Origin of the sequence: Pseudotenacibaculum sp. MALMAid0570 (assembly GCF_040151415.1) — a bacterium.
In the GTDB taxonomy this organism is placed as follows: domain Bacteria; phylum Bacteroidota; class Bacteroidia; order Flavobacteriales; family Flavobacteriaceae; genus Polaribacter.
Map to the genome: position 1 here is coordinate 282,153 of NZ_JBDKWF010000050.1, position 24,753 is coordinate 306,905.

A 24,753-nucleotide genomic window follows, 5' to 3' on the forward strand; every position below is an offset into this window, starting at 1 on the left:
ACGAGTCTTTTCAATGAGTAAAATCTATTTTTAGTTTAGCCAAGGGCATAAAATAGCTTGAAAACAGCCCTTTTTGCAAGAAAACCGATTTTTTTGGACAATTATTTGTGTGTATGTTTATCACAGAAAAAGCATATCACTATGAAATTTGAAATTAAAATACCAAAACCCTGTCATGAAGATTGGAACAAGATGAGTCCTACTGAAAAAGGAAAGTTTTGTGCTAGTTGTAAAAAAGTAGTTGTTGATTTCACTCAAATGACAGACCAACAATTGGTGAATAAGATTCAAAATAATAGTAATCTGTGTGGTAGATTTAAAAAAGAACAATTAGATAAAGAACTAGCGGTAAACAGCGCATCAAATTTTTCAAAAGTGGCTGCTTCAGTTGCTTTAGTTGCAATGTTGGGAAATTCAGAACTAGCTTACTCTCAAGGTGCTCCAGTAAAAGTTGAAAAAGTTCAATTAAAACCCAATGCAAATACGAGTAAGAGTTTGATCAAAAAAGATTCTCTAGTAATTGAAGGAAATGTAGCTGATATTTCTGGAGGATTACCAGGAGTAGCAATCATTTTAAAAGGGACAACAATTGGTGTAGAAACTGATTTAGACGGTAATTTTATTTTTAAAATCAACAAGAAGATTCATAAAAATGATACTTTGGTATTTTCTTATCTTGGCTTCAAGACTGAAGAGGTAAGATTGGACTCCATCAAAAGAGGAAAGAAATTTAATTTGATAATGAAGGAGGATGAAACAGTTTTAGGAGGAGTTGTTGGATTTGTTGTTGTAGAAAAGAAACCCAATATTTTTAAGAGAATTGGAAATTTATTTAAAAGAAAAAATAAGAATAGAGTAAAGAAGAATGATTAAACGATTTAACATAGTACTTTTTTTCTTTTGTGTTTCTCAAGTGCTTATCGCTCAGAATAATGTAATTTCTAGCAAAGCTGTTTTTGAAGTACCTGTTCGTGTGGTTGACCAAACAACAGAACAACCCATAAGAACAGCTTATGTGTATGTAAATGGAGAAACTTTCCCTTTTAGTTATATCAAAAATTACTATCCAGTAAAAGCAAGAGTAAACGATGAATTAGTTGTTTGGCACCCAGGTTTTGAAACTATATTCTACCGAATAAAATCTAATGAAGACATTAAGGTGCAAGTAGTTGAAAACAAAGACAGTAAATTATACAGAGATGGTGTAAATTATAAAAGGAAAGTTAAATACAATTCGGAAGCAGATCAATATTTTGTCAACTTAGACTCTGCTAATTACTACAAGAAAAAGAACATCGAAAAAAGCCTTTCTTTTATTGAAAATATACTCAAAGAAGATTATGGTGATGGAAGAAATGCTGCCACTTATAGGTTGCTAGGAGATATTTATTTTGAATGGATGCAGTATGATTTAGCCATTTCTGATTACAAAAACTCATTAAAATATAGAGATGACGAAAGAACCAAACTACAGCTTATAAAAGCAGCCATTGCGTTTAAAGACTTTAACGAAGCTGAAACTTATTTATTAGCAATAAAGACCGATGATTTAGGACTGTTTGAAAAGATATTGGTGTATGAAACTTTAGGGGATATTTACTTACAGAAAAAAGAATTTGCTCTATCTATTCGTAATTATAACAAAGCATTACAGATTGCTGAAGAAAATAAAATTACTTCAAAAATTACGGATATAAACTCAAAATTAGGAGACGTTTCTGTAGCCCAAGGAAATATCCCGAAAGCCAACTTGCAGTTTAAAAATTCATTGAGTTTGGCATCAAAAGAAAATACCGTTAGATCCTTAGAAGAGAAAGATAAAGTAGCCGACTACTTTAATCAAACACAACAGTTTGATAAAGAGATCGATTTAAGAAAGGAGGCACTTTTGCAAACAAAACTCTTAAATGATTCTACACTAGTTATTGCTGATGGAGTTAAAATAGAATCAAACAATGATACATTAAGTATATCTAATGGTGCTTTTAACACTGAAAAATTTGTCGATAATCAATTAAATACGATAATCAATCCTCAGTCAATCAACTATAAAATTGGGCGAGCTTTGGTAGAAAAAGAAGATTATAAAGAAGCCATTCCTTTTTTAAAGAAAAGTATAGAGGATGCCGATAAGAACGAAGATTTGGTTGTAAAAAAAGATGCAACAAGAAAACTATCTGAAGTTTATGATAATGTAGGGGAGTATGACAAAGCCTACAAAACATATCGAGAGTATGTAGATCTTGTAGATACTTTATATGTTAGAAAAGAACAGGAAATAGAACAGTCCAAGCGTTTGGCGAAAAGAATTTCAGAAAAAAACAATAGGATTGTCAGTTTAGAAAAAGATAAGGCTTTAAATGACAATAAAATCTCCTTGGCAGAATTGAGTATAGAAAAAACCAAACTGCAAGAATATATCATCTATTCTTTATTGGTAGGAATTTTAGCTATGGTAATATTTGCTTATTTACTTTCTAGAAGTAATAAACGACAAAAATTAACCAATAATCTGCTAGCTCTAAAATCGATGCGATCCCAAATGAATCCACATTTTATTTTTAATGCCTTAAACTCAGTTAATAGTTTTATAGCGGTAAATGATGAACGGAATGCCAATCGCTATTTGTCAGAATTTTCAGTATTAATGAGGTCAGTTTTAGAAAATTCAGATGAAGATTTTATTCCGTTTTCTAAAGAAGTAGAGCTATTAGAGTTGTATGTAAAATTAGAACACAATCGATTTAAAGAGAAATTTGATTATAACATCACGGTAAACAAAACCATCGATTTAGATGAATACTCAATTCCTCCAATGTTGTTACAACCGTATATAGAAAACGCCATATGGCATGGCTTACGTTATAGAGAAGAAAAAGGGAATTTAGAAATCAATATCCAAGAGAATAATAATGATTCTATTGTCATTGTAATTCAAGACGATGGAGTTGGAAGAAAAAAATCACAAGAGTTAAAAACAAAAAATCAGTTGAAGCAAAAATCAAAAGGAATGAGTACCATTAAAAAACGTATTTCTATCCTTAATGATATGTATCAAGATAAAATAGACATTTCAGTTTCAGATTTGTATGAAGACGGAACAGGAACCAAAGTAGAAGTTGTGTTGAAAAGAAACTATTAAAAAGAAGAAATATGAAGTTAAGAGCTATAATTGTAGAAGACGAAGCAGTAAGTAGAGAGATTTTAAGCAACTATATTGGTAAATATTGTCCAAATGTAGAACTATTAGGAGAAGCTAGTAATATTAATGAAGCCTACGATCTTATTCAAAAGAACGAATTAGACTTAGTGTTTTTAGATGTAGAAATGCCCTTTGGAAATGCTTTTGATTTGCTTGAAAAAATCAATGACAGGAGATTTGAAATTGTGTTTGTAACTGCTTATGACCATTATGCGATAGAAGCTTTAAACAATCATGCATCCTATTATTTGTTAAAACCCATTTCTATAGATGAGTTAATAAAAGCAGTGAATCATGTTGCCGAAATCAAAGAGCGAGAAAACGATCTTCAGAATAAAATACTTTCACCCAAAGTTTCAAAAGCATCAGGAAAAATTACCATTCCACTACAAGACGGATTTGAAGTCTTGGATGTTAACGATATTGTTTTTTGCAAGGCCGATGATAATTACACAGAAATTCATTTATTAGATTCAAAAAAACTGGTAAGTAAAACCTTAAAATATTTTGAATTAGCACTTTCCGAATATGATTTTGCAAGAATTCATAAATCGTATTTAGTGAATATCAATTCAATCATCAAGTACAAAAAAGGAAAAGGAGGAAGTGTAATTGTTTCTAATGGAAAAGAAATTTTGGTTTCTTCTTCAAAAAAAGGAGCTTTGTTGTCTTATTTTAAATGATATGAGGAAATTATTATTAGTTTTATTTTTATTCATACATAACTTTTTCTTTTCTCAAGAAAAAGCATTCTACGAGCAACTGGCATTTGATTTTTACGCTACTGAAGTATTGCAGAAATTTCCCGTAAAAAAGAAAATTAAAATATATAAATGGTTTGATGATTACCATCCAAACAATTTTTCATTTGCTGTGCCAGATTGTCTAAAGAACATTGTTTGGAAAAATAATAATGAATTTAAAGTTATTAGCGGTTACCTAAAAAAACAATACAATTTAAACTCGCCTAACCTCGAACTTGATTTTTCAAAAATCGATACTAAGCAGTTTAAGATAAAGAAGAGAAAAAAGGGAAATTTCCCGAAACTCTTTATAAGCTATCCCCATATCGAAGGAAATAATCAAGATAGAGTTTTTGTAAATTTATATCAGTTAAATAGTAAGGTTGAAGTTATAACTTATCACATAGAGTTTAATTCAAAAGACAAGGTTATAGATTGGTGTAGGAAAAAAACTGAAACTATAATTTTACATTAAATAGAAATAGAATTATGAAAATCATCAAACCTGTTAATGGGAAGCATCCACAAATTCCAGAAGATTGTTTTATTGCAGAAAACGCTGTGATTGTTGGAGAAGTAACCATGGGAAATGAATGTAGTATCTGGTACAATGCGGTAATTCGCGGAGATGTACATTATATAAAAATGGGCAACAAAGTGAACGTGCAAGACGGAGCAGTGATTCATGCTACCTATCAAAAATCACCTACCAATATTGGAAACAATGTGTCTATAGGACATAATGCAATTGTACACGGTTGTACGATAGAAGATGATGTTTTAGTGGGTATGGGAAGCATTATTATGGATGATTGTGTCGTAGAAAGTAATTCTATTATTGCAGCTGGAGCGGTTGTTACCAAAAACACGCGAGTAGAATCTGGAAGTATTTATGCTGGAGTACCCGCCAAAAAAGTAAAAGATATTTCAGAAGAATTAATTTCTGGAGAGATCAATAGAATTGCTAACAACTACGTGAAGTATTCTAGTTGGTTTAAAGAATAAAAAAAAGCTCGGCCAACCAAAACCGAGCTTTTACAAACTATAATCAACTCAAAACTAATTATCTTTTTCTTCTTTCTCTTTCTTTTCTTTTTTCTTCTTTTTTAAATAAGCCATTTTTTTACGCTTTATCATACGTTGTTTCATTCCTCTTTCTCTGACTTTGCTCATTTTTTGAAACTTCTCGTATTGTTCAGCATTTAAGATAGACTTCATTTCTTTTTTGAAAGCTAACTTTTTGTCAAGCATCTCATTTGCTTTTTCATAACGTTGCTTTGCCTCCATTTTTTTCTTTTCTTGCTTCAGTTTTTTCATTTTTTCAAACTGTGCTCTACGTTCAGAGATTTGCTTTGTAAGAAGAGGTTTTAATTTTCTTTGCTGAGCATCTGTAAGATCTAATTGTAAAGCCATTTTCTTAACCGCTAAAGTAGCTTGTTGCTCTACAGTCATTTTCTCTTTTTGCATTCTCTTACGTTTTTTTTGCGCTTGTGTAGTTAAAGTAAATGCAAAAACTAAAACCAATACGCTTGCTAATTTTTTCATAATCTAAGTTACCTTGTTTATTTATTATGCTTTTTTGACCACTAAAAACAGAAAAGGTTTAAATTTGGGGTCTTAATTAACAGATGATTAACAGTTGAAAAAATGAAGAAGTTCCTGTTTTTATGGTTGCTAATCCCTTTCTTTTCTTTTGCTCAAGGAAATGTTCAGGTAGATTTGTCTAACCCCAAAGCTACGGTTTATACACATATTTATTTTCTACAGAATAACTCAAATGAACCTAAAAAATCTGCAAAGACTATCTATGGTAAAGATGAAGAGGAAGCTATAGATATTGCCATCAAGATAAAAAGAGTTTTAGATGGAAAAGGATTACAAGTTGATTTTAATAAGATTCCAATAGATTCAGCTTTTAGTGATACAGTTGGCTACGCAGTTCAGCATAAGTTTGTTCTTTTTCCTGAAAGGATGCCCTTAATATCTGTAGAAAGAATTGGAAATTCTTGGTACTATTCGCAAGAAACAGTCAATAACATAGACCTATTATACGAAGAGGTATTTCCATGGTATATAGATAAGATTCAAGAAATAGTTCCTGGGGCAGGACATAAAAAGTTGTTCTCTATTGAAATTTGGCAGTACATTGCCTTTGTTCTTTTAATACTAGTCTCATTTATTGTCTTCTTTGTAGCGAAGAGATTGGCATTTTTTGTGTTAAAAAGGATTTTGTTTCGATATACAAGAAACAGAAGTAGCGACATCAATGTTGCTTTAAAAAAACTGGCGCATCCTATTAGTTTATTAATATCTCTGTGGTTAATAGATCGTATTTTTCCTTCGTTGCAGTTTGGACTAGAAACAAATAAGTGGATCTTTTTAGCAATTAATATTGCCTCCACCATTTTCTGGATTTATGTATTCTTAAAACTCGCACAAGTATTAATTAGCTTGTATAGAGAATATGCCGAAAAAACAGAAGGAAAATTAGATGATCAGTTAATTCCAATTCTGAAAAATTTCTCCACAGTTATTATTGTTATCATTGGAGCGTTTAGACTCTTAGTTCTTTTTGGAGCAGATCCTACAACAATTTTAGCAGGTGCTTCTATTGGAGGTTTAGCTATAGCTTTTGCTTCACAAGATACTGTTAAAAATTTGATAGGAACAGTGATGATCTTTGTAGACAAGCCTTTTCATATTGGCGATTGGATTGAGGCTGGTGGTGTTGTAGGAACAGTAGAAGAAGTTGGTTTTAGATCTACTCGTGTTCGAGCAGCAGATACATCTGTATTTCAAATTCCAAACAGCAAGCTTTCAGAAATTGTAATCAACAATAGTGGTTTACGTTTATACAGAAGATACAATACACAGTTAGGGCTAAGATACGATACGCCGCCAGAACTTATTGAAGCTTTTGTAAACGGTGTGAGAGAAATAATTAAAGCTCATCCTGATACAAAATCTGATAACTATACTGTAGAGTTCAATGGTTTTGGAGACTCTGCTTTGTTAATATTGATGAACATGTATTTAAAAGATTTAGCATGGACAGCAGAGCAAAAATCAAGACATCAAATTCATATTGCTATAGTAAAGTTAGCAAAAGACTTAGGTGTTGATTTTGCATTTCCATCTACAACAGTAATGATTGAGCAATTTCCAGAGAAAAAATCATTAGAAATGTCGTATGATTCTGATGAAAAAAGAATCAATGATGTGATTGAAAAAACAGTTGCGGAGTTTAAAGACAAAATAAGTAAAGAAGAATAAACTAAAGAGTTTATTTCTTCTTTTCTGGCATTGGGCCTCTTAAATGGATAATCAATCCGTTTAAAAAATTACGTAGGATTTGATCTCCGCATTCCATATACTTTGGATGATTTTCTTTTCTAAAGAAAGCACCTAGTTCGCTTTTTGATACTTTGAAATCTACCAAAGCACATATCTTTACAATGTCATCATCTCGTAATTTATGAGCTACACGTAATTTTTTAAAAATATCGTTATTTGTTAATGCCATAGATTAAAGATAAGTGTTTTATTTTACCACGCTAAAGATGGCCCAAGCATATAAGGCAAAACGAAGAAAACGAAATAAACCAAAAAGTACAACTCCTTTTAAAGGATACTTAATCATACCAGCAGTCAAACAAGTAATAGAAAACGGAATAGGTAGTAAAGCTCCAATCAAGATTAAAAAACCACCCCATTTACTGGTGTTTTTTAAATGCTTAGCCATTTTAACCTCTAAGTAATTTTTTACCGCTTGAATTCTCAAAGTGGCTTTTCCTATAAAAAAAGTAATAATTCCTCCTATGTAGGATAGTGTTGCCAAAATAGAAAGATTTAAAATAGGATCAGCTGTCTTTTTAGACCAACCAATAAAAATCTCAGGCGGAATCAATCCTAGCAAAGTTTCAGAAATAAAAAAAGTAACTAAAACTCCAGTTGTAGAAAAAGACTCTGTGAGTAATTGCAAACCATCATCAATTGTAAAAACATACTTATTGATAATATATAATGCAGCAATTATAAGAATAATTGGTAGCGCAGCTTTTTTTAAGCTTCTTCCAATGAAAGAGTAAAAACCAGTATACGAATAATACTGATGTAATAACCTAGTTCTCGATTTTTTCTTCTTTTTTGTTTTCATCGCTTCTTTTCGAACGGAAACGCAAAAATAAGAAGGAAAATTATCTTATGTGTAAGAAAAATTAATTATTAACTTTTCTTTTTAATTTAGCTTACAAATTTTACCCAATGAATATTACCAAGGCAATTGAAAATATTTTTAAAAAATATTTACCATCACCTTTTACGATTGCTATTTTATTGACACTTCTTACAATTCTTCTGGCATTGTTTTTTACAAGACCTTCAGATGTTGGAATCTTAGATTATACTGGGGATATTTTACAATTTTGGGAACAAGGAATTTGGACCAATGGATTATTAGTTTTTGCCTATCAAATGATGTTGATTTTGGTGCTAGGTCATGTGTTAGTTCTAAGCAAACCCATTAGCAATGCAATTTTAAAAGTAACTCAATTTTGCAAAGATACAGCAACAAGTGCTGCTATTGTTGCATGTACTACAATGTTGGTAGCTTTTTTTAATTGGGGATTGGGATTGATTTTTGGAGCATTACTCGCCAGAAAAGTAGCTGAACATGCACAAAGAAATAATATCAAATTAAACTACCCAATTGTAGGCGCAGCAGGATATATGGGGTTAATGGTATGGCATGGAGGAATTTCAGGGTCCGCACCAATTAAAATTAATGAAGATGGACATATCGCCAGTATCATGAAAGACATTTCATCACCTGAAATTTTGAGTCAGCTTCCAGAAACCATCAACTACAGTCAAACTATATTCAGCTTGTCTAACTTAATAATCTTTATAGTGGTAGTAACCACGATTTCAGGATTGTTCTTTTGGCTGGGAAAAAAAGCCAACCCAACTAAAATTGATTTACCAGAATATCAAATGAACACTGATGAAAAGGCAAATACGAAAGCAGAAAAATTGGATAGTTCTAAAATATTAGCTATAGCATTTGGTGTAATTATCATCATCGCTTTTTCCTATAGATATTTTGACGATATCAAAATGTTGAAAATAACACCAAACTTGATCAATTTTTTCATGCTCGGGTTAGGAATTATTTTACATGGAAGCTTTAAAAGATTTACTACAGCTGTTGGAGAATCTATTTCTGATGTTTCAGGAATTTTAATTCAATTCCCTTTATATTTTGGGATTATGGGAATCATGAGTAGCTCGGGAATGGTTACACAAATTTCCGATTTTTTTGTATCGATTTCCAATGCAACCACATTGCCAATTTTTACTTTCTTTAGTGCAGGATTGGTTAATATTTTTGTGCCAAGTGGAGGAGGTCAATGGGTTGTACAAGGACCAATTGTTGTTGAATCTGCGTTAAAATTAGGAGTTCCTTTAAATAAAGCAATTATGGCTTTGGCTTATGGAGACCAAATTACCAATATGTTACAACCTTTTTGGGCATTACCGTTATTAGGGATTACCAAATTAAAAGCTAAAGAGATTCTCCCATACACATTAATTGCTATGATTGTAGGAAGTGCTATTTATATTGTAGGACTATTACTGTTTTAATTGAAGAGTATTTCATGATTTGGTTAAGTAATAAGATCGAATTTCCCTCCTATGAATCTACTTCTGAAGAAGGTATCATTGCTGTTGGAGGTGATTTATCTCCAGAGCGTCTAATGCATGCATATAAGAGAGGAATTTTTCCTTGGTACTCTGAAGAATATCCTATTCTCTGGCATTGTCCGCCTGAACGAATGGTTTTGTTTCCTGAAGAATTGAAAATTTCCAAATCTATGAAGCAAATTCTAAGAAAAGAAGAGTTTACAATTTCAGTAAATCAAGCTTTTGAAGAAGTTATAAGAAATTGTAAAAGCATAAAAAGAAATGATGGTTTAGGTACTTGGATTACTGATGATATGGAAAAAGCATATATACAATTATATGAATTGGGTCATGCTAAGTCCTTTGAAGTTTGGAAAGGAGATGAGCTAGTAGGAGGTTTATATGGTGTTGATTTGGGGAATGTGTTTTGTGGAGAAAGTATGTTTTCAAAGGTGTCTAATGCTTCCAAAATAGCTTTCATACACCTTATTAAATCTCACAATTACAAATTAATCGATTGTCAGGTATACAATGACCATTTAGCTAGTTTAGGAGCTAGAGAGATTCCAAGAGATGAGTTTCTACGTTACTTAGAGATTAGCAAGTAAAATATTTTATCGCTAAGAATAGAAATCATTTGAAATATGTATTTTGCACTACCCTTTTAGCTGATGAATATTATGAAGAAATTCCTTATAATCACCGTATGTCTTTTTGTTTTTTACAGTTCATTTTCACAAGATAATACCTCAGATTTTAAATTAAATAAAGATAGAAACCTATGGCAAAAATTTACTTATGACATAGAAAATATTTTTGGTGGTATGGGGCATGCTTATACGAGACCTTTACATTGGGAGAAAAAACAATGGAATAATTTTTTATATGTAGCTGGAGGAACTACTGCATTATATTTTGTTGATAGTAAAGTAGATCGTTGGGCTAATGGATGGAGGGGAGATGTTCCAAGATGGTTAGCAGATTATGGAAATGAATACGGAAGCCCAAATAGAAATTATTTAGTTACAGGAGCTGTGTATTTAACAGGATTGTTTACTAAAGATGAAAAACTGAGAAGAACAGGAGTTTTATTAGTTTCTTCAGCATCTGCTGCTGGGTTATTTCAACAAGTAACAAAAAGAATTGTAGGTAGAGCAAGACCAAGAGCTAATGTAGGTTCCGATGTTTTTGACCCCTTTCATATAGATAGAGTCAAAGACTATGATTCTTTTCCTTCAGGACATACAATACTAGGGTTTACAAATGCTTATGCCATAGCTAAGCAATTTAAAAATCCTTGGGTAAAAGCAGGTATTTATACTGTTGGAGCCATACCTGGTTTTATTAGAATTGTAGACCGTTTCCATTGGATTTCCGATGTTGCATTTAGTATTGCAACTAGTATTTTTATTGTAGAAGCTATTGATAAGTATTTAGACAAAAAGTATGATCAGAAATACAATGAAATAACTCAAAAATCTAATTTCGAGTGGGACTTACAACTAGGTTTAGGAAGAGTAGGAGTTGTAGTGCGATTTTAGAGGTAATGTTTAAGCACTTAATATTTCCTTTACATACTGGTCAACCATCCTAATATTTGAGATAGCCGTATCAAAATCTTCATCTGTCCATTCTTTAACATTTGTCCATGCTTGTCCTTTTGCATATAAAGTAAGTGCCAATTGTTTGTCTTCTTTTTTAAGTAAAGCAGATGCTTCTACCCATTTTGAAGCTATTGTATTTTCTAAATCTGGAACTGTATTCTCTCCATTTTTAAGCTTGTTAATAGCAACTTCAGTTTCTCTAGCTGCCATTCCTAAAGTTCGAATCAATTTCTCTTGGTTTTCGTCAATCTTATCTTTGATACCAACGAGTCCTTTCAACACGCTTAAAAAAACATTTAAACCTTTTAGAGATTCAATCATTGTAATAAATACTTAAGTTAAAATTTGTGATAGATAACGAATGTAAAATAATTTTGTCAAGAAGTCAATATAAAAAGAAACCACATCAAAAGTTCTTACCTTTGCTGTGGTTAAATAATAAGATATATATGAACATACAAAACGCACAGCAACAGGTTGATGACTGGATTAAAAACCATGGAGTTCGTTATTTTAATGAACTCACTAATATGGCACAATTAACAGAAGAAGTAGGAGAGGTTGCTCGTATTATTGCAAGACGATACGGAGAACAGAGTGAAAAAGAATCTGATAAAGGCAAAGATTTAGGAGAAGAATTGGCGGATGTTTTATTTGTAGTATTGTGTTTGGCCAATCAAACAGGAGTGAATTTACAAGAGTCGTTTGAAAAGAAATTGGACATCAAAACAAAACGTGATCATAATCGTCACCATAACAATGAAAAACTAAAGTAAAATGAGTTTATTAAGAAAAATAAAACAGCCTGGTTTTTGGAGCAATTTTGCAAAGATTGCTATTCCTTTTTTTATACTACTTACTGTAGCTATGTTATTAATGAATAGTTGGAGAGATATTTTTGCTGGGGATTTTGCCAAAGTAAACGAAGTTAATTTTGCAAACGGTGGTTGGATTCGATTTTTCGGATTTAAAGTAATTATTAGTGTTGTTTATGGTCTTTGGATGACAACAAGAAATACAAAATAAAAAAGCGCCTCTAAGGCGCTTTTTTATTTAATCTAATTGAATAAAATCAATCTGACTATCTTTTACTTTTTTATTGAGTTCTTTTACGCGTGTATTAAACATTGCATATAACTTGGCAAGCTCTTTATCGATTTCTTTACTAATTTCATTTTTAAAATCAATCGCTTGTTGTGTTGGTCCATAACTTCCAATTCTAGTAAGTGAGTTCAAATGAGCTAGCTTATTATTTAAGCGAATTGGAAAATTTAAAGGATCCTGATTACTTCTACTTTTCGTCTGATACAAAGTTTCTTCAACTTTGGTCATATCTTTCACCAATGCATCAGCAAAATCTATAAGTTCTTTGTGTTTCTTCTTATCCTTAATTGATTTTTTAAGTGTTTTTACTTGAGCTCTTACTTTTTTTACATTCTTTAAAGCTTTGTGAATTTCAGTAACCTTTGTGTTGATGTCATTGATAAAATCAAACTGAGCTTTCATATCTGTTAGATTTACTTCAGACATAGGGTTTCTTAAAATTGTAAAATTTTGCGTTGTTGATTTTTCTCCCACTTTCAATGTAACCTTGTAATCTCCAGGTAAAGCCATAGGTCCGCTTAAAGAGGCCCACCATAAAATCATTCCTTGAACACGTTCTGCGCCAGGGTACATCATATTCCAATAAAAAATGTTGTTGCCATCCTTTACAGTTAATTTTGCTTCTTTTTTCTCTTTGTTAGGTTTTGTACTATATACTTTAATCACCTTTCCATTGCTTTCTGAAATAGTTAGAGAAACCACATCTTTTTTATTCTGTTCTTTGATGTAATAGTTTATGGCAACGCCACCAGGATGATTGGTTCCTTGTGTTCTTGAAGTTGCTCCTCTACCACCACTCATTCTATAGCTGTCTTGCGGTTTAAATAAGACAACGTCTTTTTTAAGAACATCTTTGGTTAATTGATGTAAAGGTGTCAAATCATCAATCATCCAAAAAGAACGACCTTGAGTAGCAGCAATTAAATTATCGTTTTTAATTGCCAAATCTGTAATTGGAACAATTGGAAGATTTAGTTGGAAGTTTTGCCAATTTTTCCCATCATCAAAAGATATATACATACCTCTTTCTGTTCCGGCATATAATAACCCTTTTCGCTTAGGGTCGGCTCGTAGAGCTCTTGTAAAATCTTCGTTTCCAATTCCATTGGTAATTAACTTCCAAGATTTCCCGTAGTTTTCAGTTTTGTAGATGTAGGGTTGATAGTCTCCTGTTTTGTATTTTGTTCCTACGATATATGCACCACCCTTTGTGAAAGGATCTACTTCAATACAGTTAATCATCATCCATTCGGGCATTTTCTTGGGTGTAACATTGGTCCAATTCTTTCCACCATCTTTGGTTACATGAACCAATCCGTCATCTGAGCCAGCCCAAATAAGATCTTTCTCATATTTAGATTCGTTTACCGCGAAAATGGTTCCATAATATTCAACTCCTGTGTTGTCTTTGGTAATTGGCCCACCTGAAGGCCCAAGGGTTTTAGGGTCGTTTCTAGTTAAATCAGGACTGATAATTTCCCATGATTGCCCTTCGTTGTATGTTACATGCAAATGATTAGAAGCAGCATATAATTTGTTTTTTTGATGAGGTGAAAATAGAATGGGAAAATTCCACTGAAAACGATATTTAAAATCTTCAGCTCCATGTCCCATAGGGTCATCAGGCCATACATTAACCGCTCTTGTTTCTCCTGTTTTGTGATTTCTACGAGTTAGTAAACCTCCGTAACTTCCTCCGTATACAATGTCATTATTGGTGGGGTCAATAGCTAGATGAGCACTCTCACCACCGGCTGTTGATTCCCAATCAGATTCTCCAATAAAACGCCCTTGGGTTCTGTGAGGTATACGCACAGTTGAATTGTCTTGTTGAGCACCATAAATTCTATATGGAAAATGATTGTCGGTAGTCACTCGATAAAACTGAGAAGTAGGCTGATTAAAATAAGTACTCCAATTTTCTCCAGCATCAAAAGATACTTGTGCACCACCATCATCACCAATAATCATACGTTGATTGTCTTCAGGAGCAATCCATAAATCATGATGGTCTCCATGAGGTGCATTGTAAGTTTTGTAAGTTTTTCCACCATCTGTAGAACGATGATAGCGAACATTTAATACGTATAAAATATTCTCATCTTGAGTATCTGCATACAGACGAGTATAATACCAAGCACGTTGACGTAACTTCCTTTCGTTATTAATCAGACTCCAAGTCTTACCGGCATCAGTAGATTTATAGACACCACCTTTTTTATTCTCAATTAACGCCCAAACAATATCTGAGTTTACTGGAGAAACAGTAACTCCGCTAATTCCCCATATCCCGCTTGGTAATCCTTTGTTTTTAGAAATGTTGGTCCAAGTTTCACCCTCATCAGTGCTTTTCCATAGTGCAGAACCATCACCTCCACTTGACAAACTATAGGGAGTTCTTCGAACATTCCATGTAGTTGCATATAAAATTCTTGGATTGTTAGGGTCAATGATTAAATCGATGACACCTGCATCTTTATTAGCAAACAATTTTTTGTTCCAAGTTTTTCCACCGTCAGTAGATTTGTATACACCTCTTTCTTGAGAAGATTTATACAAGTCACCTAGAACTCCAGCATAAACAATATCTGGATTTTTTGGATGTATTCTTATTCTAGGAATATGTCGAGCATTCTTAAGGCCTACATGTTCCCATGTTTTTCCTGCGTTTACAGATTTCCAAACTCCATCACCAGAAGAAACGTTTCCACGAACGGTTTTTTCGCCATTTCCAACATACATTACATTATGATCCCATTCACTTACAGCAACAGAACCTACAGATCCTCCAAAAAATCCGTCAGAAATGTTCTCCCAAGTATTCCCAGCATCATTAGTTCTCCATACACCACCTCCGGTAGAGCCCATATAGAAAAGATTGGCTTTTCCTGGAACACCTGTTACGGCTGCGCTTCTTCCTCCTCTAAAGGGGCCAATATTTCTCCATTTGGTGGCGCTAAAATATTCTAAAGAATTTTTGGTCGGTTTTTTTTGAGCGTTAACTTTGTAGCTCTCAAAAACAAAAAGGCATACAAAGACAAAAAGTATTTTTTTGAACATGGTTAGTTTGTTTTAAGGAGACTAAATTTAAGGAATTAAAATCAGAGTTAAATTTTTATGGATATTAATATAGAAGGTGTAGAAAGTGAATTAATAAAAGATTCCGTTTTTATCTCTGGTTCGAAAAGCGAATCTAACCGATTGTTAATCATACAAAAGTTGTTCTCAGGAATCTCTATTGAGAATTTATCAGATTCAGATGATACACATCATCTTCAACATGCTTTAACAACATCGGATACAGAAATTAATATTGGACACGCGGGAACCGCTATGCGGTTTTTAACCGCATTTTTTGCGACGCAAAACAACAGAACAGTAGTTCTGTCTGGTTCCGATCGTATGCACAATAGACCCATACAGATTTTAGTAGACGCTTTACGAAGCTTAGGAGCTGATATTTCTTATGTGGAAAAAGAAGGGTATCCGCCTTTGAAAATTTCTGGAAGAAAACTTGTAAATGATATTGTTCAAATCAATGGGAACGTAAGTAGTCAATACATTTCTGCTTTATTATTAATTGCCCCAAGTTTGCCTAACGGACTGACAGTTGAATTGCTTGGCGATATTACTTCCATTCCATACATTCAGATGACCTTAAGTTTATTAAATCAAATAGGAATTGAAACTCAGTTTGAAGGACAAAAAATAGAAGTACAATCTTTAAAGAATGCTAAACTTAAAACTATCGTAGTAGAATCTGATTGGAGTTCGGCTTCATATTTTTATTCTATTATTGCTTTGAGTGCTATTGGTTCTGAAATTAAACTTACCGCATACAAAAAAGAGAGTTTACAAGGAGATTTTGTATTGAGCGAAATTTATAATCATTTTGGAGTAGAAACATCTTTTAATGAGAATACCATTCAACTGAAGAAAGTATCAAACTCAAAAGAAACTGCTTTAGAAGTTGATTTAATCAAAGCTCCAGACATTGCGCAAACAATTGCCGTGACCTGTTTTGGATTGGGAATAGCCTGTAACTTAACAGGGTTACATACGTTAAAGATTAAAGAGACAGATCGATTAGAAGCTTTACAAGCTGAGCTAACGAAATTAGGTGCAGAGATTAGTATAACAAATCACAGCTTACATTTAGAGACTTCTAATAAGTTTAATAAAGATGTAGCTATTGAAACGTATAATGATCATCGTATGGCAATGGCGTTTGCCCCTTTAGCAATGAGAGTTCCTTTGACAATTTTAGATGCCAATGTTGTGACCAAATCGTATCGAAATTTTTGGTCAGACTTACAACAAATAGGATTTCAATTCAAAGAAATATAAATTAATCAGTCAAACACTTGACAACCCCTATTTGCATATCGTATATTTGCCGCCGTTGTTAGAAAAACTTTCCAATGAAATAAGCTAGATTTTAGCAAAAATTGTTGACAGTTTTGATTAACAAATTCCATTAGAAAATAATAGAAAACTCATATGAAATTATCTAATTTTAATTTTGATCTGCCAGCAGATTTATTAGCTGAATATCCTTCTGAGCATAGAGATGAAGCTCGTTTGATGGTTCTAAACAGAGAAAAGCAAACAATAGAGCATAAATTGTTTAAAGACCTAATCAATTACTTTGACGAAGGTGATGTGATGATTTTAAACAACACCAAAGTTTTTCCGGCAAGAATGTTTGGAAACAAAGAAAAAACAGGAGCTAGAATTGAAGTTTTCTTATTAAGAGAATTGAATGCAGAAAACAGACTTTGGGATGTTTTGGTTGATCCTGCAAGAAAAATTAGAATTGGAAACAAGTTGTTTTTCGGTGAAGATGATAGTTTAGTTGCTGAAGTTATTGACAATACAACATCTAGAGGGCGTACTTTACGTTTCTTGTTTGATGGAAGTTACGAAGAGTTTAGAGCTAAGTTAATTGAACTTGGAGAAACTCCACTTCCTAAATATATTAAGAGAGATGTTGAGCCTGAAGATGAAGAAAGATATCAAACTATCTTTGCTAAACATGAAGGAGCTGTTGCTGCACCAACTGCAGGTTTACACTTTTCTAAACATTTGATGAAACGTTTAGAAATTAAAGGAGTTGATTTTGCTGAGCTGACATTACATGTTGGATTAGGAACTTTTAGTCCTGTGGAAGTTGAAGATTTGTCGAAACATAAAATGGATTCAGAACAAATTATTATTCCTCAAGCTAGTGCAAATACAATCAACAATGCTATTGAAACTAAAAAAAGGATTTGTGCTGTAGGAACTACTGTAATGCGTTCTATTGAGTCTTCTGTTTCTGCTAGTAATAGATTAAATTCATATGAAGGATGGACTAACAAGTTTATTTTCCCTCCGTATGATTTTAGTATTGCAAATAGTATGATTACAAATTTCCACACACCAAAATCAACATTATTAATGATGACTGCTGCTTTTGCAGGATATGATTTTGTAATGGAAGCTTACGAACAAGCAGTAAAAGAAAAATATAAGTTCTATTCTTACGGAGATGCAATGCTGATCCTGTAAATAGAATATAGTAAAGATAAATTTCAAAACCTCATAGTAGCTACTATGAGGTTTTGTATTTTTGCAACAAATGAAACCAAAGAAAAAAGATATACGAGCTTTAACCAAAGAACAATTAAGAGACTTCTTTGTGAAAAATGGTGATAAAGCCTTTCGAGGAAATCAAGTGTATGAATGGTTATGGAATAAATCATTGCATACGTTTGAAGATATGACCAATATTTCAAAAGCTACTCGTGAAATGTTGGAAGAGAATTTTGTTATCAATCATATAGAGGTAGATTCAATGCAACGAAGTTCAGACGGAACTATAAAAAACGGAATTCGGTTGCACGATGGTTTGATTGTTGAATCTGTTTTAATTCCAACAGATACTAGAACAACTGCTTGTGTATCTAGTCAGGTTGGCTGTAGTTTAGATTGTAAGTTTTGCGCCACTGCAAGGTTGAAAAGAATGCGAAACTTAAATCCAGATGAAATTTATGATCAGGTAGTAGCAATAGATCAACAAAGTAGACACTATCATAATCATAAGTTGTCTAATATCGTTTTTATGGGAATGGGAGAACCCTTAATGAATTACAATAATGTTCTAAAAGCGATAGATAAAATTACTTCACCAGAAGGACTTGGGATGTCAGCTAAAAGAATTACACTTTCTACCTCCGGAGTTCCTAAAATGATTAAAAAAATGGCTGATGATGAAGTAAAATTCAATTTAGCTGTTTCATTACATTCTGCTATAGATGAAGTAAGAACCTCCATTATGCCATTTAATGAAACCTTTCCTTTACAAGACTTGGCTGAGTCTTTAAAATACTGGTATGCAAAAACCAATCGGAAAGTAACCTACGAGTATGTAGTTTGGGATGGAATTAACGATCGAAAAGAAGATATCAAAGCTTTGGTTGATTTTTGCAAAATCATTCCTAGTAAAGTGAATTTGATTGAATACAATCCAATTGATGATGGTGAATTCCAACAAGCAAGTTCAAGAGCATTAGATAATTATATTTCAAATCTTGAAATGAATGATATTGTGGTAAATGTTAGACGATCTAGAGGAAAAGATATTGATGCTGCTTGTGGACAGTTAGCAAATAAGTCATAACTGTTGTTTTCTTTTCTATTTTTACAATTCAACTTTGTAACTTAGCAGCTCTTTTATGAAGATTGTAGAGGAAATAAAATATCCCATTCAAAAGGAAATGGAACTCTTTGAAGAAAAGTTCAAAGATTCTATGTTATCCAAGGTTCCTCTTTTAAATAGAATCACTTATTATATCGTACGTAGAAAAGGAAAGCAAATGCGTCCTATGTTTGTTTTCTTAGTTGCAAAAATGGTCTCTAACGGAGGTTTTGATCAACGTACCTACCGTGGAGCATCTATTGTAGAGTTAATTCATACAGCAACATTAGTTCATGATGATGTAGTAGATGATAGCAATCGAAGGAGGGGTTTTTTCTCAATCAATGCACTATGGAAGAATAAAATTGCAGTGTTGGTTGGAGATTTTTTATTGTCAAAAGGATTACTACTTTCTATAGATAATGAAGATTTTGATTTATTAAAACTCATCTCAATTGCTGTTCGCGAAATGAGTGAAGGAGAATTACTTCAGATCGAGAAAGCTAGGAAATTAGATATTACTGAAGAAGTATATTTTGAGATCATTCGTCAAAAAACAGCAACATTAATTGCTGCTTGTTGTGGAATTGGAGCGGCTTCAGTAGGAGCCAACCAAGAGACCATTCAGCAAATGCGAAAATTTGGACAATATATTGGGATGTCTTTCCAAATCAAAGATGATTTATTTGATTATTCAGAAGAAAAAATAGGAAAACCTACAGGGATAGATATCAAAGAGCAAAAGATGACTCTGCCATTAATTTATACTTTAAACCATTGTACTCCGAAAGAAAAAGCATGGCTTATCAATTCGGTAAAAAAACACAATAAGAATAAAAAAAGAGTGAAAGAAGTCATTGCTTTTGTAAAGAAAAGCGGAGGGATTGAATATACAACCGAGAAAATGCATGACTACAAAAACAAAGCCTTGGCAATATTAGACAATTACCAAGACTCTGAATATAAATCATCATTAATTAAGATGATTGATTATGTGGTGGAACGTAAGATTTAATCGATTATCAACCTTCTATTTTTAGGAAACCTCACCGAGTATTTCAGCTTTAATTTTTGAGTGTTTTTAGGAGTTAATACAAATTTCCATTCTACTTCTCCCGTTTTTTTATTCAGTTTACCGTCAAACTCTTTATCCAAATCAATTCTGATTTCTTCTCTTGTAGAAACAGGTATTTGATCTAAAACGGTCATTTGTATAGATTCCGTTTTATTGTTTTTAATGGTAAAATCCCAAACACTTGTTTCTTCTTGTTTGCTTCCAATAAATTGTCTTGTTGTAAAATCTTTAGCTTTCGTTCTCTGAACACTTACGTTTTTATCCATTCCAAGAGAAATGTCTAATTGATTTTCAGTAAATCGAGTGTCAATTAACGTAGTGCCAATAAAAGTATTTTCAAAGTACACATTAGCTTCGCCTTCAAGAAGATTGAATTTTTCCCAATCGCCTAAACTAGCCACTAAAAAGGCATTCTCTTCAATTCTAGGAACTGCATAGTAATTATATTTCGCTGCAGACTGATATGACTTCATGGAAATTACAAAATCTTTATTGCTAGATTTTATAGTATAAGGCTCTATAATTTCAAAACTTACAGATGTTTGATTGATGATTTTTTTAGTTGGAATTGAAGAAGAAAGGCCATATGCTTTTCCTTGGAGTTTTTGAGACAATTTTGCGTTTGGCTTTCTTCTTATATTCGAACTAGCATAAGCTGTAACTACAACTTCATCTAATACTTCGCTAGCTTCCATGGTCACGTTTATATTTCTATTGTAAGCTCTTCGTTCTACTGTTTTAAATCCTAAATGAGAAAACACTAATGTTGAATTGTTATCAGGAACTTTTATACTATATCTACCATCCCAATCCGTTTCCGTCCCAATTGTAGTTCCTTTTACAATAACAGAAGCACCAATTAAAGGTCCTTCGGAATCTCTTACGTAACCAAAGATTTCGTCCAACTCTCCTTTGTAATTAGGAGGGAAAGAGCCGTAATCTAAAAAATAGGGAGTGATTTTACCTGCTTTTGTTGATTGACTTGGATTTGCAGATGAAAAACTGAGTTTTACATTATTCCAATCTACTTGAGAGTTTTGTTTGAGATTAGCCTTATATGTGAGATATAAAGGAGAGTTAATATCTTTTACTCTAATATCATAAGAAGGATACCAGCCTACATTAGAAACATTGTAGGTTAATTGAAATTGAATTGTTTTTATAGAGTTTGATTTTACTTTGATATATATTTCTCCAGAAGCAAACTCTTTTTGTGGAGTCAGATCATTAATCTGTTTACGAATCTTTGTTTTTTCTTTTTGCAATTTTTTGATTCTGTTCTTCACAGTCAACTCCTTTGTTTTTAAATTTTTCATTTGACTACTGTAAAATGTAGAGGCTTCTTTTAAAGCATTTACAGTTAGTGTTTGATTTCCGCCTATACTTCTGTTACTTTTTAAAAACTGAATTTCATCTTGAATAGATGAGAGGTTTATATTCTCAAGATCGATTTTATCATCCAAAACAAGTAGCAAATCTTCTAAAGATAAACGAGTTTCATTTTTCTTTAAACCAGTTAAATAGTTCTTTTGAAAGTTAATGGACTGAATTTCTATATCTTTTGCTTTAACCTGAATACTTTTCTTGTCAATAAAAGGAGATAACTCTACAAATTTTAAAACTTGAATTCCATTTTTTAATTGAACGTTTTTTGTTCTTGTTACTTGAGCACTGTTTAAAAAAACAGTTGCAGAATTTACTTTAGATTTGATTTCTTTGTCTTGAGAGAAGACAGGGTTTACTGTTAAAAATAGTAAAAAAACGATGACCTTTTTCATAATTTTATATTTAATAGTTTCCTGTAAAACTAGAAAATATATGAGCTTAAGAATTTAAGAATGAGTTAAGTATTAAGTTGGATTAGTAAACAAGTAAAAATCTGAAGTGATTGATTTTTTGAGCTTATATCAGATCAGATTCAAACTCTATTTTTTTAGAACAAGAAGAAAATCATGAGAAGTAAGAAAGGTAAAATATTAAATAGAACGCCCATAAAACACCAAAACAAAAATGAAAACCAATTTAATTTTGAAGGCTTTTTCTTTTGAATGATTGTTTTTAATTCTGATACAGATAAGTTTATCAATTGCTCTTTTGGAATTTTTAAATCGATAACCCCTATACATTCTAACCCTTTTTTATAACCAAGATAAACTTCTTTTGGATGTAAGAACACCCCAACTCCCATACCACTTAGACTAAAGAGTCCTATAGGTAAATGTTTCCACATACCTGTAGCAATCTCCCAGCCAGAAATAAAAGATTCTCCCTTCCAAGTGGTATCACAATCATATAAAACATGCTGTACATCATGGATGTGAATTACTTTTCTTCTGAATTTAGGATTGGGAAGTTTAAGAGTGAAAAGTTTTAGATTTATGAAAAAGAAACGGTCATTTTCTCCGCCTTTTTCGGGAAGATTATTTTCCTTATAAAAGTACTCTAACTTGTTAGAAATGATCATAAAAACGAGTTATTTCTACAAAGTTATTTTACAAAAAAGACAATCTTCTTGACAATTGTCAAGAAATTACTTTCCTCGTATTCTGCTTAAAGTTTCTGGGGTAATATTTAAAAAAGTAGCAATGTGCTTTAAAGAAATACGTTGAAGATAATGTGGCTTTTTTTCTACCAATGTTTCATAGCGTTCTTGAGCTGTTTTTAATTGAAGATCATCAATTCTCTCAGCCAATTCTATATAGTTTTGTTGCATAAACAAACGACCAAATCGTTCATATTCGGGATGACTTTGAAATAAGTTTTCTAAATCTAAATGCGAAATTTTAAAAGCTTCAACTTCTTCCAAAGTTTCAATATAGTATTTGCTTTTCTTTCGTTGAATAAAACTATCAATAGCTGTAATGGTTTCCTTTTCTGCTGCAAAATAACAACTGGTATCTCTACCATCTTTGTAGTAGAAAACTCTTGCGATTCCAGAAATGATAATGTAAATATGATTGCATATAGAACCTTCTGAATGTATGATATGGTGCTTAGGGAATTTTTCAAAAGACATAATACTCTGAAAATCCTCTGCTAATTGAGGAGTTTTTTCAAGTAAAGAAGCATGCTGTTCAAAAAAAGAAATCATATCATAGAGCTAATAGTTCTTCAACAAAATCTCGTTTGTTAGACAATCTAGGAACTTTATGTTGGCCTCCTAATTTCCCTTTTTTCTTTAACCAAGAATAGAATAGCCCTTCTTTTGCTTGATGAACCATCGGCATATTCAACGTCATATTATTATAGCGCTTGGCTTCATAATCAGAGTTTAAAGATTTTAAAGCATTGTCTAATAACTCGGTGAAATATTCTAGGTTTTTAGGAGCATTTTTAAACTCAATAATCCATTCATGTCCACCTTTTTTATCTCCATTCATAAAAATGGGCCCCACTGTATAATCTGTAATTGTAGCTTTAGTTTTTGCACAAGCAAGTTTTAAAGCTTCTTCAGCATTTTCAATGATTAATTCTTCGCCAAAAACATTAATATGATGTTTGGTTCTACCAGTAATACGAATACGATACGGATCTAAGGATGTAAATTTAACCGTGTCTCCAATCAAATATCTCCACAATCCACCATTGGTAGAAATAACTACAGCATAATTAACATCCATTTTAACTTCTGATAGAGGAATCGCTGTTGAATTTTCTCCATCATATTCATCCATTGGAATGAATTCGTAGAAAATTCCATAATCTAACATTAGCAATAGATCATAAGAACCATTCTCATCCTGTAAAGCAAAGAAACCTTCTGAAGCATTGTAAGTTTCGTAGTATTTAAAATCCTTTTTAGGAATAAGTTTTTTGTATTGCTCACGATAAGGATTAAAGTTAACACCTCCGTGGAAATACACTTCTAAATTTGGCCAAACTTCTAAGATATTGTCTTTACCTGTCTTTTCTAAAACCTTGTTTAATAAGACTAACATCCATGAAGGAACCCCTACCAAACTAGTAATGTTTTCATTAATAGTTTCATTAATAATAGCCTCCATTTTGGTTTCCCATTCACTCATTAACGCAGTTTCTTGCTTAGGAGCTGAACTAAAATCGGCCCAAAAAGGCATATTCTCAATAATTATTGCAGATAAATCACCGAAGTACGAATTGTTGTCTTCATAAATAGCAGAACTTCCACCTAAACGAAGACCTTTTCCATTAAAAAGCTCAGCATTTTCATTATTATTAATGTACAAGCACAACATGTCTTTTCCTGCTTTTAAGTGACAATACTCTATTGCTTCATCACTAACAGGAATAAACTTACTTTTTGCATTGGTAGTTCCACTTGATTTTGCAAACCATTTTATTTTGGTTGGCCAGAATAAGTTTTGCTCACCTTTACGACAGCGTTCAATTAAAGGTTCGATGCTTTCGTATTGTTGAATAGGTACTTTTTTAGTAAACTCTTTGTAGGTGTTTATAGAAGAAAAACCATAAGTTTCTCCAAATTCAGTCCCCTTAGAAAATTGAATTAAACGCATTAATAACTCCTCCTGAACATCAATAGGATATTTGATGAATAACTCCATTTGATGCTTCCTTTTTTTAAGAAACCACGAAATGATAGAATTAACAAACGGAATTGCCATACAAATATTCTGAGTTTAGAAAGTTGATTTTTTGCCGTAAGTTTGTTTAGAACTTCATAGACG

General features: G+C 32.3%; 24 protein-coding genes. 15 read left to right on the plus strand and 9 right to left on the minus strand.

Going from position 1 to position 24,753, the window contains the following annotated elements; all coding sequences use genetic code 11:
• The first annotated feature begins 141 nt into the window (after positions 1-141).
• From AAON49_RS13540 to AAON49_RS13560, 5 genes are read left to right on the plus strand one after another with little or no spacing between them, the layout of a single operon-like run.
• Entirely contained in the window at positions 142-873 is a 732-nt protein-coding gene (locus AAON49_RS13540; protein ID WP_349555346.1) for a carboxypeptidase-like regulatory domain-containing protein, read from the plus strand.
• The gene (locus AAON49_RS13545; RefSeq protein ID WP_349555347.1) at positions 866-3,142 is read left to right on the plus strand and encodes a tetratricopeptide repeat-containing sensor histidine kinase; all 2,277 of its coding nucleotides are present in this window, start codon (positions 866-868) and stop codon (positions 3,140-3,142) included. Before AAON49_RS13540 ends, AAON49_RS13545 begins: the two co-directional genes overlap by 8 nt.
• Before the next feature lie 11 nt (positions 3,143-3,153).
• The gene (locus AAON49_RS13550) at positions 3,154-3,885 is read left to right on the plus strand and encodes a LytR/AlgR family response regulator transcription factor (RefSeq protein WP_349555348.1); all 732 of its coding nucleotides are present in this window, start codon (positions 3,154-3,156) and stop codon (positions 3,883-3,885) included.
• Position 3,886: 1 nt separating this feature from the next.
• Positions 3,887-4,420 carry a hypothetical protein gene (locus AAON49_RS13555; RefSeq protein ID WP_349555349.1) on the plus strand — a complete coding sequence of 178 codons (534 nt, stop codon included), beginning with the start codon at positions 3,887-3,889 and terminating at the stop codon, positions 4,418-4,420.
• 14 nt (positions 4,421-4,434) lie between these two features.
• Complete coding sequence (locus AAON49_RS13560; protein WP_349555350.1) at positions 4,435-4,950, plus strand: gamma carbonic anhydrase family protein; 516 nt, start codon at positions 4,435-4,437, stop codon at positions 4,948-4,950.
• 54 nt (positions 4,951-5,004) lie between these two features.
• On the opposite strand, the gene AAON49_RS13565 is transcribed toward AAON49_RS13560, so the two are convergent.
• On the minus strand, positions 5,005-5,490 hold the full coding sequence (locus AAON49_RS13565; RefSeq protein ID WP_349555351.1) for a hypothetical protein: 486 nt from the start codon (positions 5,488-5,490) through the stop codon (positions 5,005-5,007).
• Positions 5,491-5,592: 102 nt separating this feature from the next.
• Here AAON49_RS13565 and AAON49_RS13570 point away from each other — a divergent pair, with 102 nt between their 5' ends.
• A complete protein-coding gene (locus AAON49_RS13570) occupies positions 5,593-7,218 on the plus strand; it encodes a mechanosensitive ion channel family protein (RefSeq protein ID WP_349555352.1) in 1,626 nt (541 codons plus the stop codon).
• Between the two features lie 10 nt (positions 7,219-7,228).
• On the opposite strand, the gene AAON49_RS13575 is transcribed toward AAON49_RS13570, so the two are convergent.
• Both AAON49_RS13575 and AAON49_RS13580 read right to left on the minus strand, forming a co-directional pair.
• Positions 7,229-7,468, minus strand: a complete 240-nt coding sequence (locus AAON49_RS13575) for a DUF1456 family protein (RefSeq protein ID WP_349555353.1) — start codon at positions 7,466-7,468, stop codon at positions 7,229-7,231.
• Between the two features lie 18 nt (positions 7,469-7,486).
• Positions 7,487-8,101 carry a YqaA family protein gene (locus tag AAON49_RS13580; protein ID WP_349555354.1) on the minus strand — a complete coding sequence of 205 codons (615 nt, stop codon included), beginning with the start codon at positions 8,099-8,101 and terminating at the stop codon, positions 7,487-7,489.
• Between the two features lie 107 nt (positions 8,102-8,208).
• On the opposite strand from AAON49_RS13580, the gene AAON49_RS13585 reads away from it, so the two are divergent.
• The 3 genes from AAON49_RS13585 to AAON49_RS13595 all read left to right on the plus strand — a co-directional run bounded on the left by AAON49_RS13585 (position 8,209) and on the right by AAON49_RS13595 (position 11,168).
• A complete protein-coding gene (locus AAON49_RS13585) occupies positions 8,209-9,588 on the plus strand; it encodes a short-chain fatty acid transporter (protein ID WP_349555355.1) in 1,380 nt (459 codons plus the stop codon).
• Between the two features lie 14 nt (positions 9,589-9,602).
• Positions 9,603-10,235, plus strand: coding sequence for a leucyl/phenylalanyl-tRNA--protein transferase (aat, locus tag AAON49_RS13590; protein ID WP_349555356.1), 633 nt, complete (start codon positions 9,603-9,605; stop codon positions 10,233-10,235).
• 72 nt (positions 10,236-10,307) lie between these two features.
• On the plus strand, positions 10,308-11,168 hold the full coding sequence (locus AAON49_RS13595; protein WP_349555358.1) for a phosphatase PAP2 family protein: 861 nt from the start codon (positions 10,308-10,310) through the stop codon (positions 11,166-11,168).
• A 9-nt stretch (positions 11,169-11,177) separates the two neighbouring features.
• Here AAON49_RS13595 and AAON49_RS13600 read toward each other — a convergent pair whose 3' ends face one another.
• Complete coding sequence (locus AAON49_RS13600; RefSeq protein ID WP_349555359.1) at positions 11,178-11,552, minus strand: hypothetical protein; 375 nt, start codon at positions 11,550-11,552, stop codon at positions 11,178-11,180.
• 128 nt (positions 11,553-11,680) lie between these two features.
• On the opposite strand from AAON49_RS13600, the gene AAON49_RS13605 reads away from it, so the two are divergent.
• Positions 11,681-12,007, plus strand: coding sequence for a nucleotide pyrophosphohydrolase (locus AAON49_RS13605; protein ID WP_349555360.1), 327 nt, complete (start codon positions 11,681-11,683; stop codon positions 12,005-12,007).
• A 1-nt stretch (position 12,008) separates the two neighbouring features.
• On the plus strand, positions 12,009-12,257 hold the full coding sequence (locus AAON49_RS13610) for a hypothetical protein (protein WP_349555362.1): 249 nt from the start codon (positions 12,009-12,011) through the stop codon (positions 12,255-12,257).
• A gap of 27 nt (positions 12,258-12,284) precedes the next feature.
• Here the strand turns inward: AAON49_RS13610 and AAON49_RS13615 are convergent, their stop codons facing one another.
• Positions 12,285-15,395 carry a VPS10 domain-containing protein gene (locus AAON49_RS13615; protein ID WP_349555364.1) on the minus strand — a complete coding sequence of 1,037 codons (3,111 nt, stop codon included), beginning with the start codon at positions 15,393-15,395 and terminating at the stop codon, positions 12,285-12,287.
• Between the two features lie 57 nt (positions 15,396-15,452).
• On the opposite strand from AAON49_RS13615, the gene AAON49_RS13620 reads away from it, so the two are divergent.
• The 4 genes from AAON49_RS13620 (at position 15,453) to AAON49_RS13635 (ending at position 20,029) form a co-directional block, all read left to right on the plus strand.
• Complete coding sequence (locus tag AAON49_RS13620) at positions 15,453-16,682, plus strand: 3-phosphoshikimate 1-carboxyvinyltransferase (protein ID WP_349555366.1); 1,230 nt, start codon at positions 15,453-15,455, stop codon at positions 16,680-16,682.
• Between the two features lie 153 nt (positions 16,683-16,835).
• Positions 16,836-17,885: a tRNA preQ1(34) S-adenosylmethionine ribosyltransferase-isomerase QueA gene (gene queA / locus AAON49_RS13625; RefSeq protein WP_349555367.1), complete on the plus strand. Its 1,050-nt coding sequence runs from the start codon at positions 16,836-16,838 to the stop codon at positions 17,883-17,885.
• Positions 17,886-17,955: 70 nt separating this feature from the next.
• Positions 17,956-18,996 carry a dual-specificity RNA methyltransferase RlmN gene (gene rlmN / locus AAON49_RS13630; protein ID WP_349555369.1) on the plus strand — a complete coding sequence of 347 codons (1,041 nt, stop codon included), beginning with the start codon at positions 17,956-17,958 and terminating at the stop codon, positions 18,994-18,996.
• Positions 18,997-19,051: 55 nt separating this feature from the next.
• Positions 19,052-20,029, plus strand: a complete 978-nt coding sequence (locus tag AAON49_RS13635; protein WP_349555370.1) for a polyprenyl synthetase family protein — start codon at positions 19,052-19,054, stop codon at positions 20,027-20,029.
• Here AAON49_RS13635 and AAON49_RS13640 read toward each other — a convergent pair.
• The 4 genes from AAON49_RS13640 to AAON49_RS13655 all read right to left on the minus strand — a co-directional run bounded on the left by AAON49_RS13640 (position 20,026) and on the right by AAON49_RS13655 (position 24,690).
• Positions 20,026-21,867, minus strand: coding sequence for a mucoidy inhibitor MuiA family protein (locus AAON49_RS13640; protein WP_349555371.1), 1,842 nt, complete (start codon positions 21,865-21,867; stop codon positions 20,026-20,028). The genes AAON49_RS13635 and AAON49_RS13640 overlap by 4 nt on opposite strands.
• A gap of 155 nt (positions 21,868-22,022) precedes the next feature.
• On the minus strand, positions 22,023-22,553 hold the full coding sequence (locus tag AAON49_RS13645; protein ID WP_349555372.1) for a hypothetical protein: 531 nt from the start codon (positions 22,551-22,553) through the stop codon (positions 22,023-22,025).
• 66 nt (positions 22,554-22,619) lie between these two features.
• Positions 22,620-23,180, minus strand: a complete 561-nt coding sequence (locus tag AAON49_RS13650) for a Crp/Fnr family transcriptional regulator (protein WP_349555374.1) — start codon at positions 23,178-23,180, stop codon at positions 22,620-22,622.
• Position 23,181: 1 nt separating this feature from the next.
• Positions 23,182-24,690: a GH3 auxin-responsive promoter family protein gene (locus tag AAON49_RS13655; protein ID WP_349555375.1), complete on the minus strand. Its 1,509-nt coding sequence runs from the start codon at positions 24,688-24,690 to the stop codon at positions 23,182-23,184.
• Between the last annotated feature and the right edge of the window lie 63 nt (positions 24,691-24,753).

Bases quoted from the DNA above. Each gene is read 5' to 3' on its own strand.
- AAON49_RS13610 (WP_349555362.1), top strand. From the start codon at position 12,009: ATGAGTTTATTAAGAAAAATAAAACAGCCTGGTTTTTGGAGCAATTTT.
- AAON49_RS13575 (WP_349555353.1), bottom strand. From the start codon at position 7,468: ATGGCATTAACAAATAACGATATTTTTAAAAAATTACGTGTAGCTCAT.
- AAON49_RS13650 (WP_349555374.1), bottom strand. From the start codon at position 23,180: ATGATTTCTTTTTTTGAACAGCATGCTTCTTTACTTGAAAAAACTCCT.
- AAON49_RS13540 (WP_349555346.1), top strand. From the start codon at position 142: ATGAAATTTGAAATTAAAATACCAAAACCCTGTCATGAAGATTGGAAC.
- AAON49_RS13555 (WP_349555349.1), top strand. From the start codon at position 3,887: ATGAGGAAATTATTATTAGTTTTATTTTTATTCATACATAACTTTTTC.
- AAON49_RS13635 (WP_349555370.1), top strand. From the start codon at position 19,052: ATGAAGATTGTAGAGGAAATAAAATATCCCATTCAAAAGGAAATGGAA.
- AAON49_RS13580 (WP_349555354.1), bottom strand. From the start codon at position 8,101: ATGAAAACAAAAAAGAAGAAAAAATCGAGAACTAGGTTATTACATCAG.
- AAON49_RS13585 (WP_349555355.1), top strand. From the start codon at position 8,209: ATGAATATTACCAAGGCAATTGAAAATATTTTTAAAAAATATTTACCA.
- AAON49_RS13655 (WP_349555375.1), bottom strand. From the start codon at position 24,690: ATGGCAATTCCGTTTGTTAATTCTATCATTTCGTGGTTTCTTAAAAAA.
- AAON49_RS13640 (WP_349555371.1), bottom strand. From the start codon at position 21,867: ATGAAAAAGGTCATCGTTTTTTTACTATTTTTAACAGTAAACCCTGTC.
- AAON49_RS13615 (WP_349555364.1), bottom strand. From the start codon at position 15,395: ATGTTCAAAAAAATACTTTTTGTCTTTGTATGCCTTTTTGTTTTTGAG.
- AAON49_RS13550 (WP_349555348.1), top strand. From the start codon at position 3,154: ATGAAGTTAAGAGCTATAATTGTAGAAGACGAAGCAGTAAGTAGAGAG.
- AAON49_RS13545 (WP_349555347.1), top strand. From the start codon at position 866: ATGATTAAACGATTTAACATAGTACTTTTTTTCTTTTGTGTTTCTCAA.
- queA (WP_349555367.1), top strand. From the start codon at position 16,836: ATGAAATTATCTAATTTTAATTTTGATCTGCCAGCAGATTTATTAGCT.
- AAON49_RS13600 (WP_349555359.1), bottom strand. From the start codon at position 11,552: ATGATTGAATCTCTAAAAGGTTTAAATGTTTTTTTAAGCGTGTTGAAA.
- AAON49_RS13565 (WP_349555351.1), bottom strand. From the start codon at position 5,490: ATGAAAAAATTAGCAAGCGTATTGGTTTTAGTTTTTGCATTTACTTTA.
- aat (WP_349555356.1), top strand. From the start codon at position 9,603: ATGATTTGGTTAAGTAATAAGATCGAATTTCCCTCCTATGAATCTACT.
- rlmN (WP_349555369.1), top strand. From the start codon at position 17,956: ATGAAACCAAAGAAAAAAGATATACGAGCTTTAACCAAAGAACAATTA.
- AAON49_RS13605 (WP_349555360.1), top strand. From the start codon at position 11,681: ATGAACATACAAAACGCACAGCAACAGGTTGATGACTGGATTAAAAAC.
- AAON49_RS13560 (WP_349555350.1), top strand. From the start codon at position 4,435: ATGAAAATCATCAAACCTGTTAATGGGAAGCATCCACAAATTCCAGAA.
- AAON49_RS13570 (WP_349555352.1), top strand. From the start codon at position 5,593: ATGAAGAAGTTCCTGTTTTTATGGTTGCTAATCCCTTTCTTTTCTTTT.
- AAON49_RS13645 (WP_349555372.1), bottom strand. From the start codon at position 22,553: ATGATCATTTCTAACAAGTTAGAGTACTTTTATAAGGAAAATAATCTT.
- AAON49_RS13595 (WP_349555358.1), top strand. From the start codon at position 10,308: ATGAAGAAATTCCTTATAATCACCGTATGTCTTTTTGTTTTTTACAGT.
- AAON49_RS13620 (WP_349555366.1), top strand. From the start codon at position 15,453: ATGGATATTAATATAGAAGGTGTAGAAAGTGAATTAATAAAAGATTCC.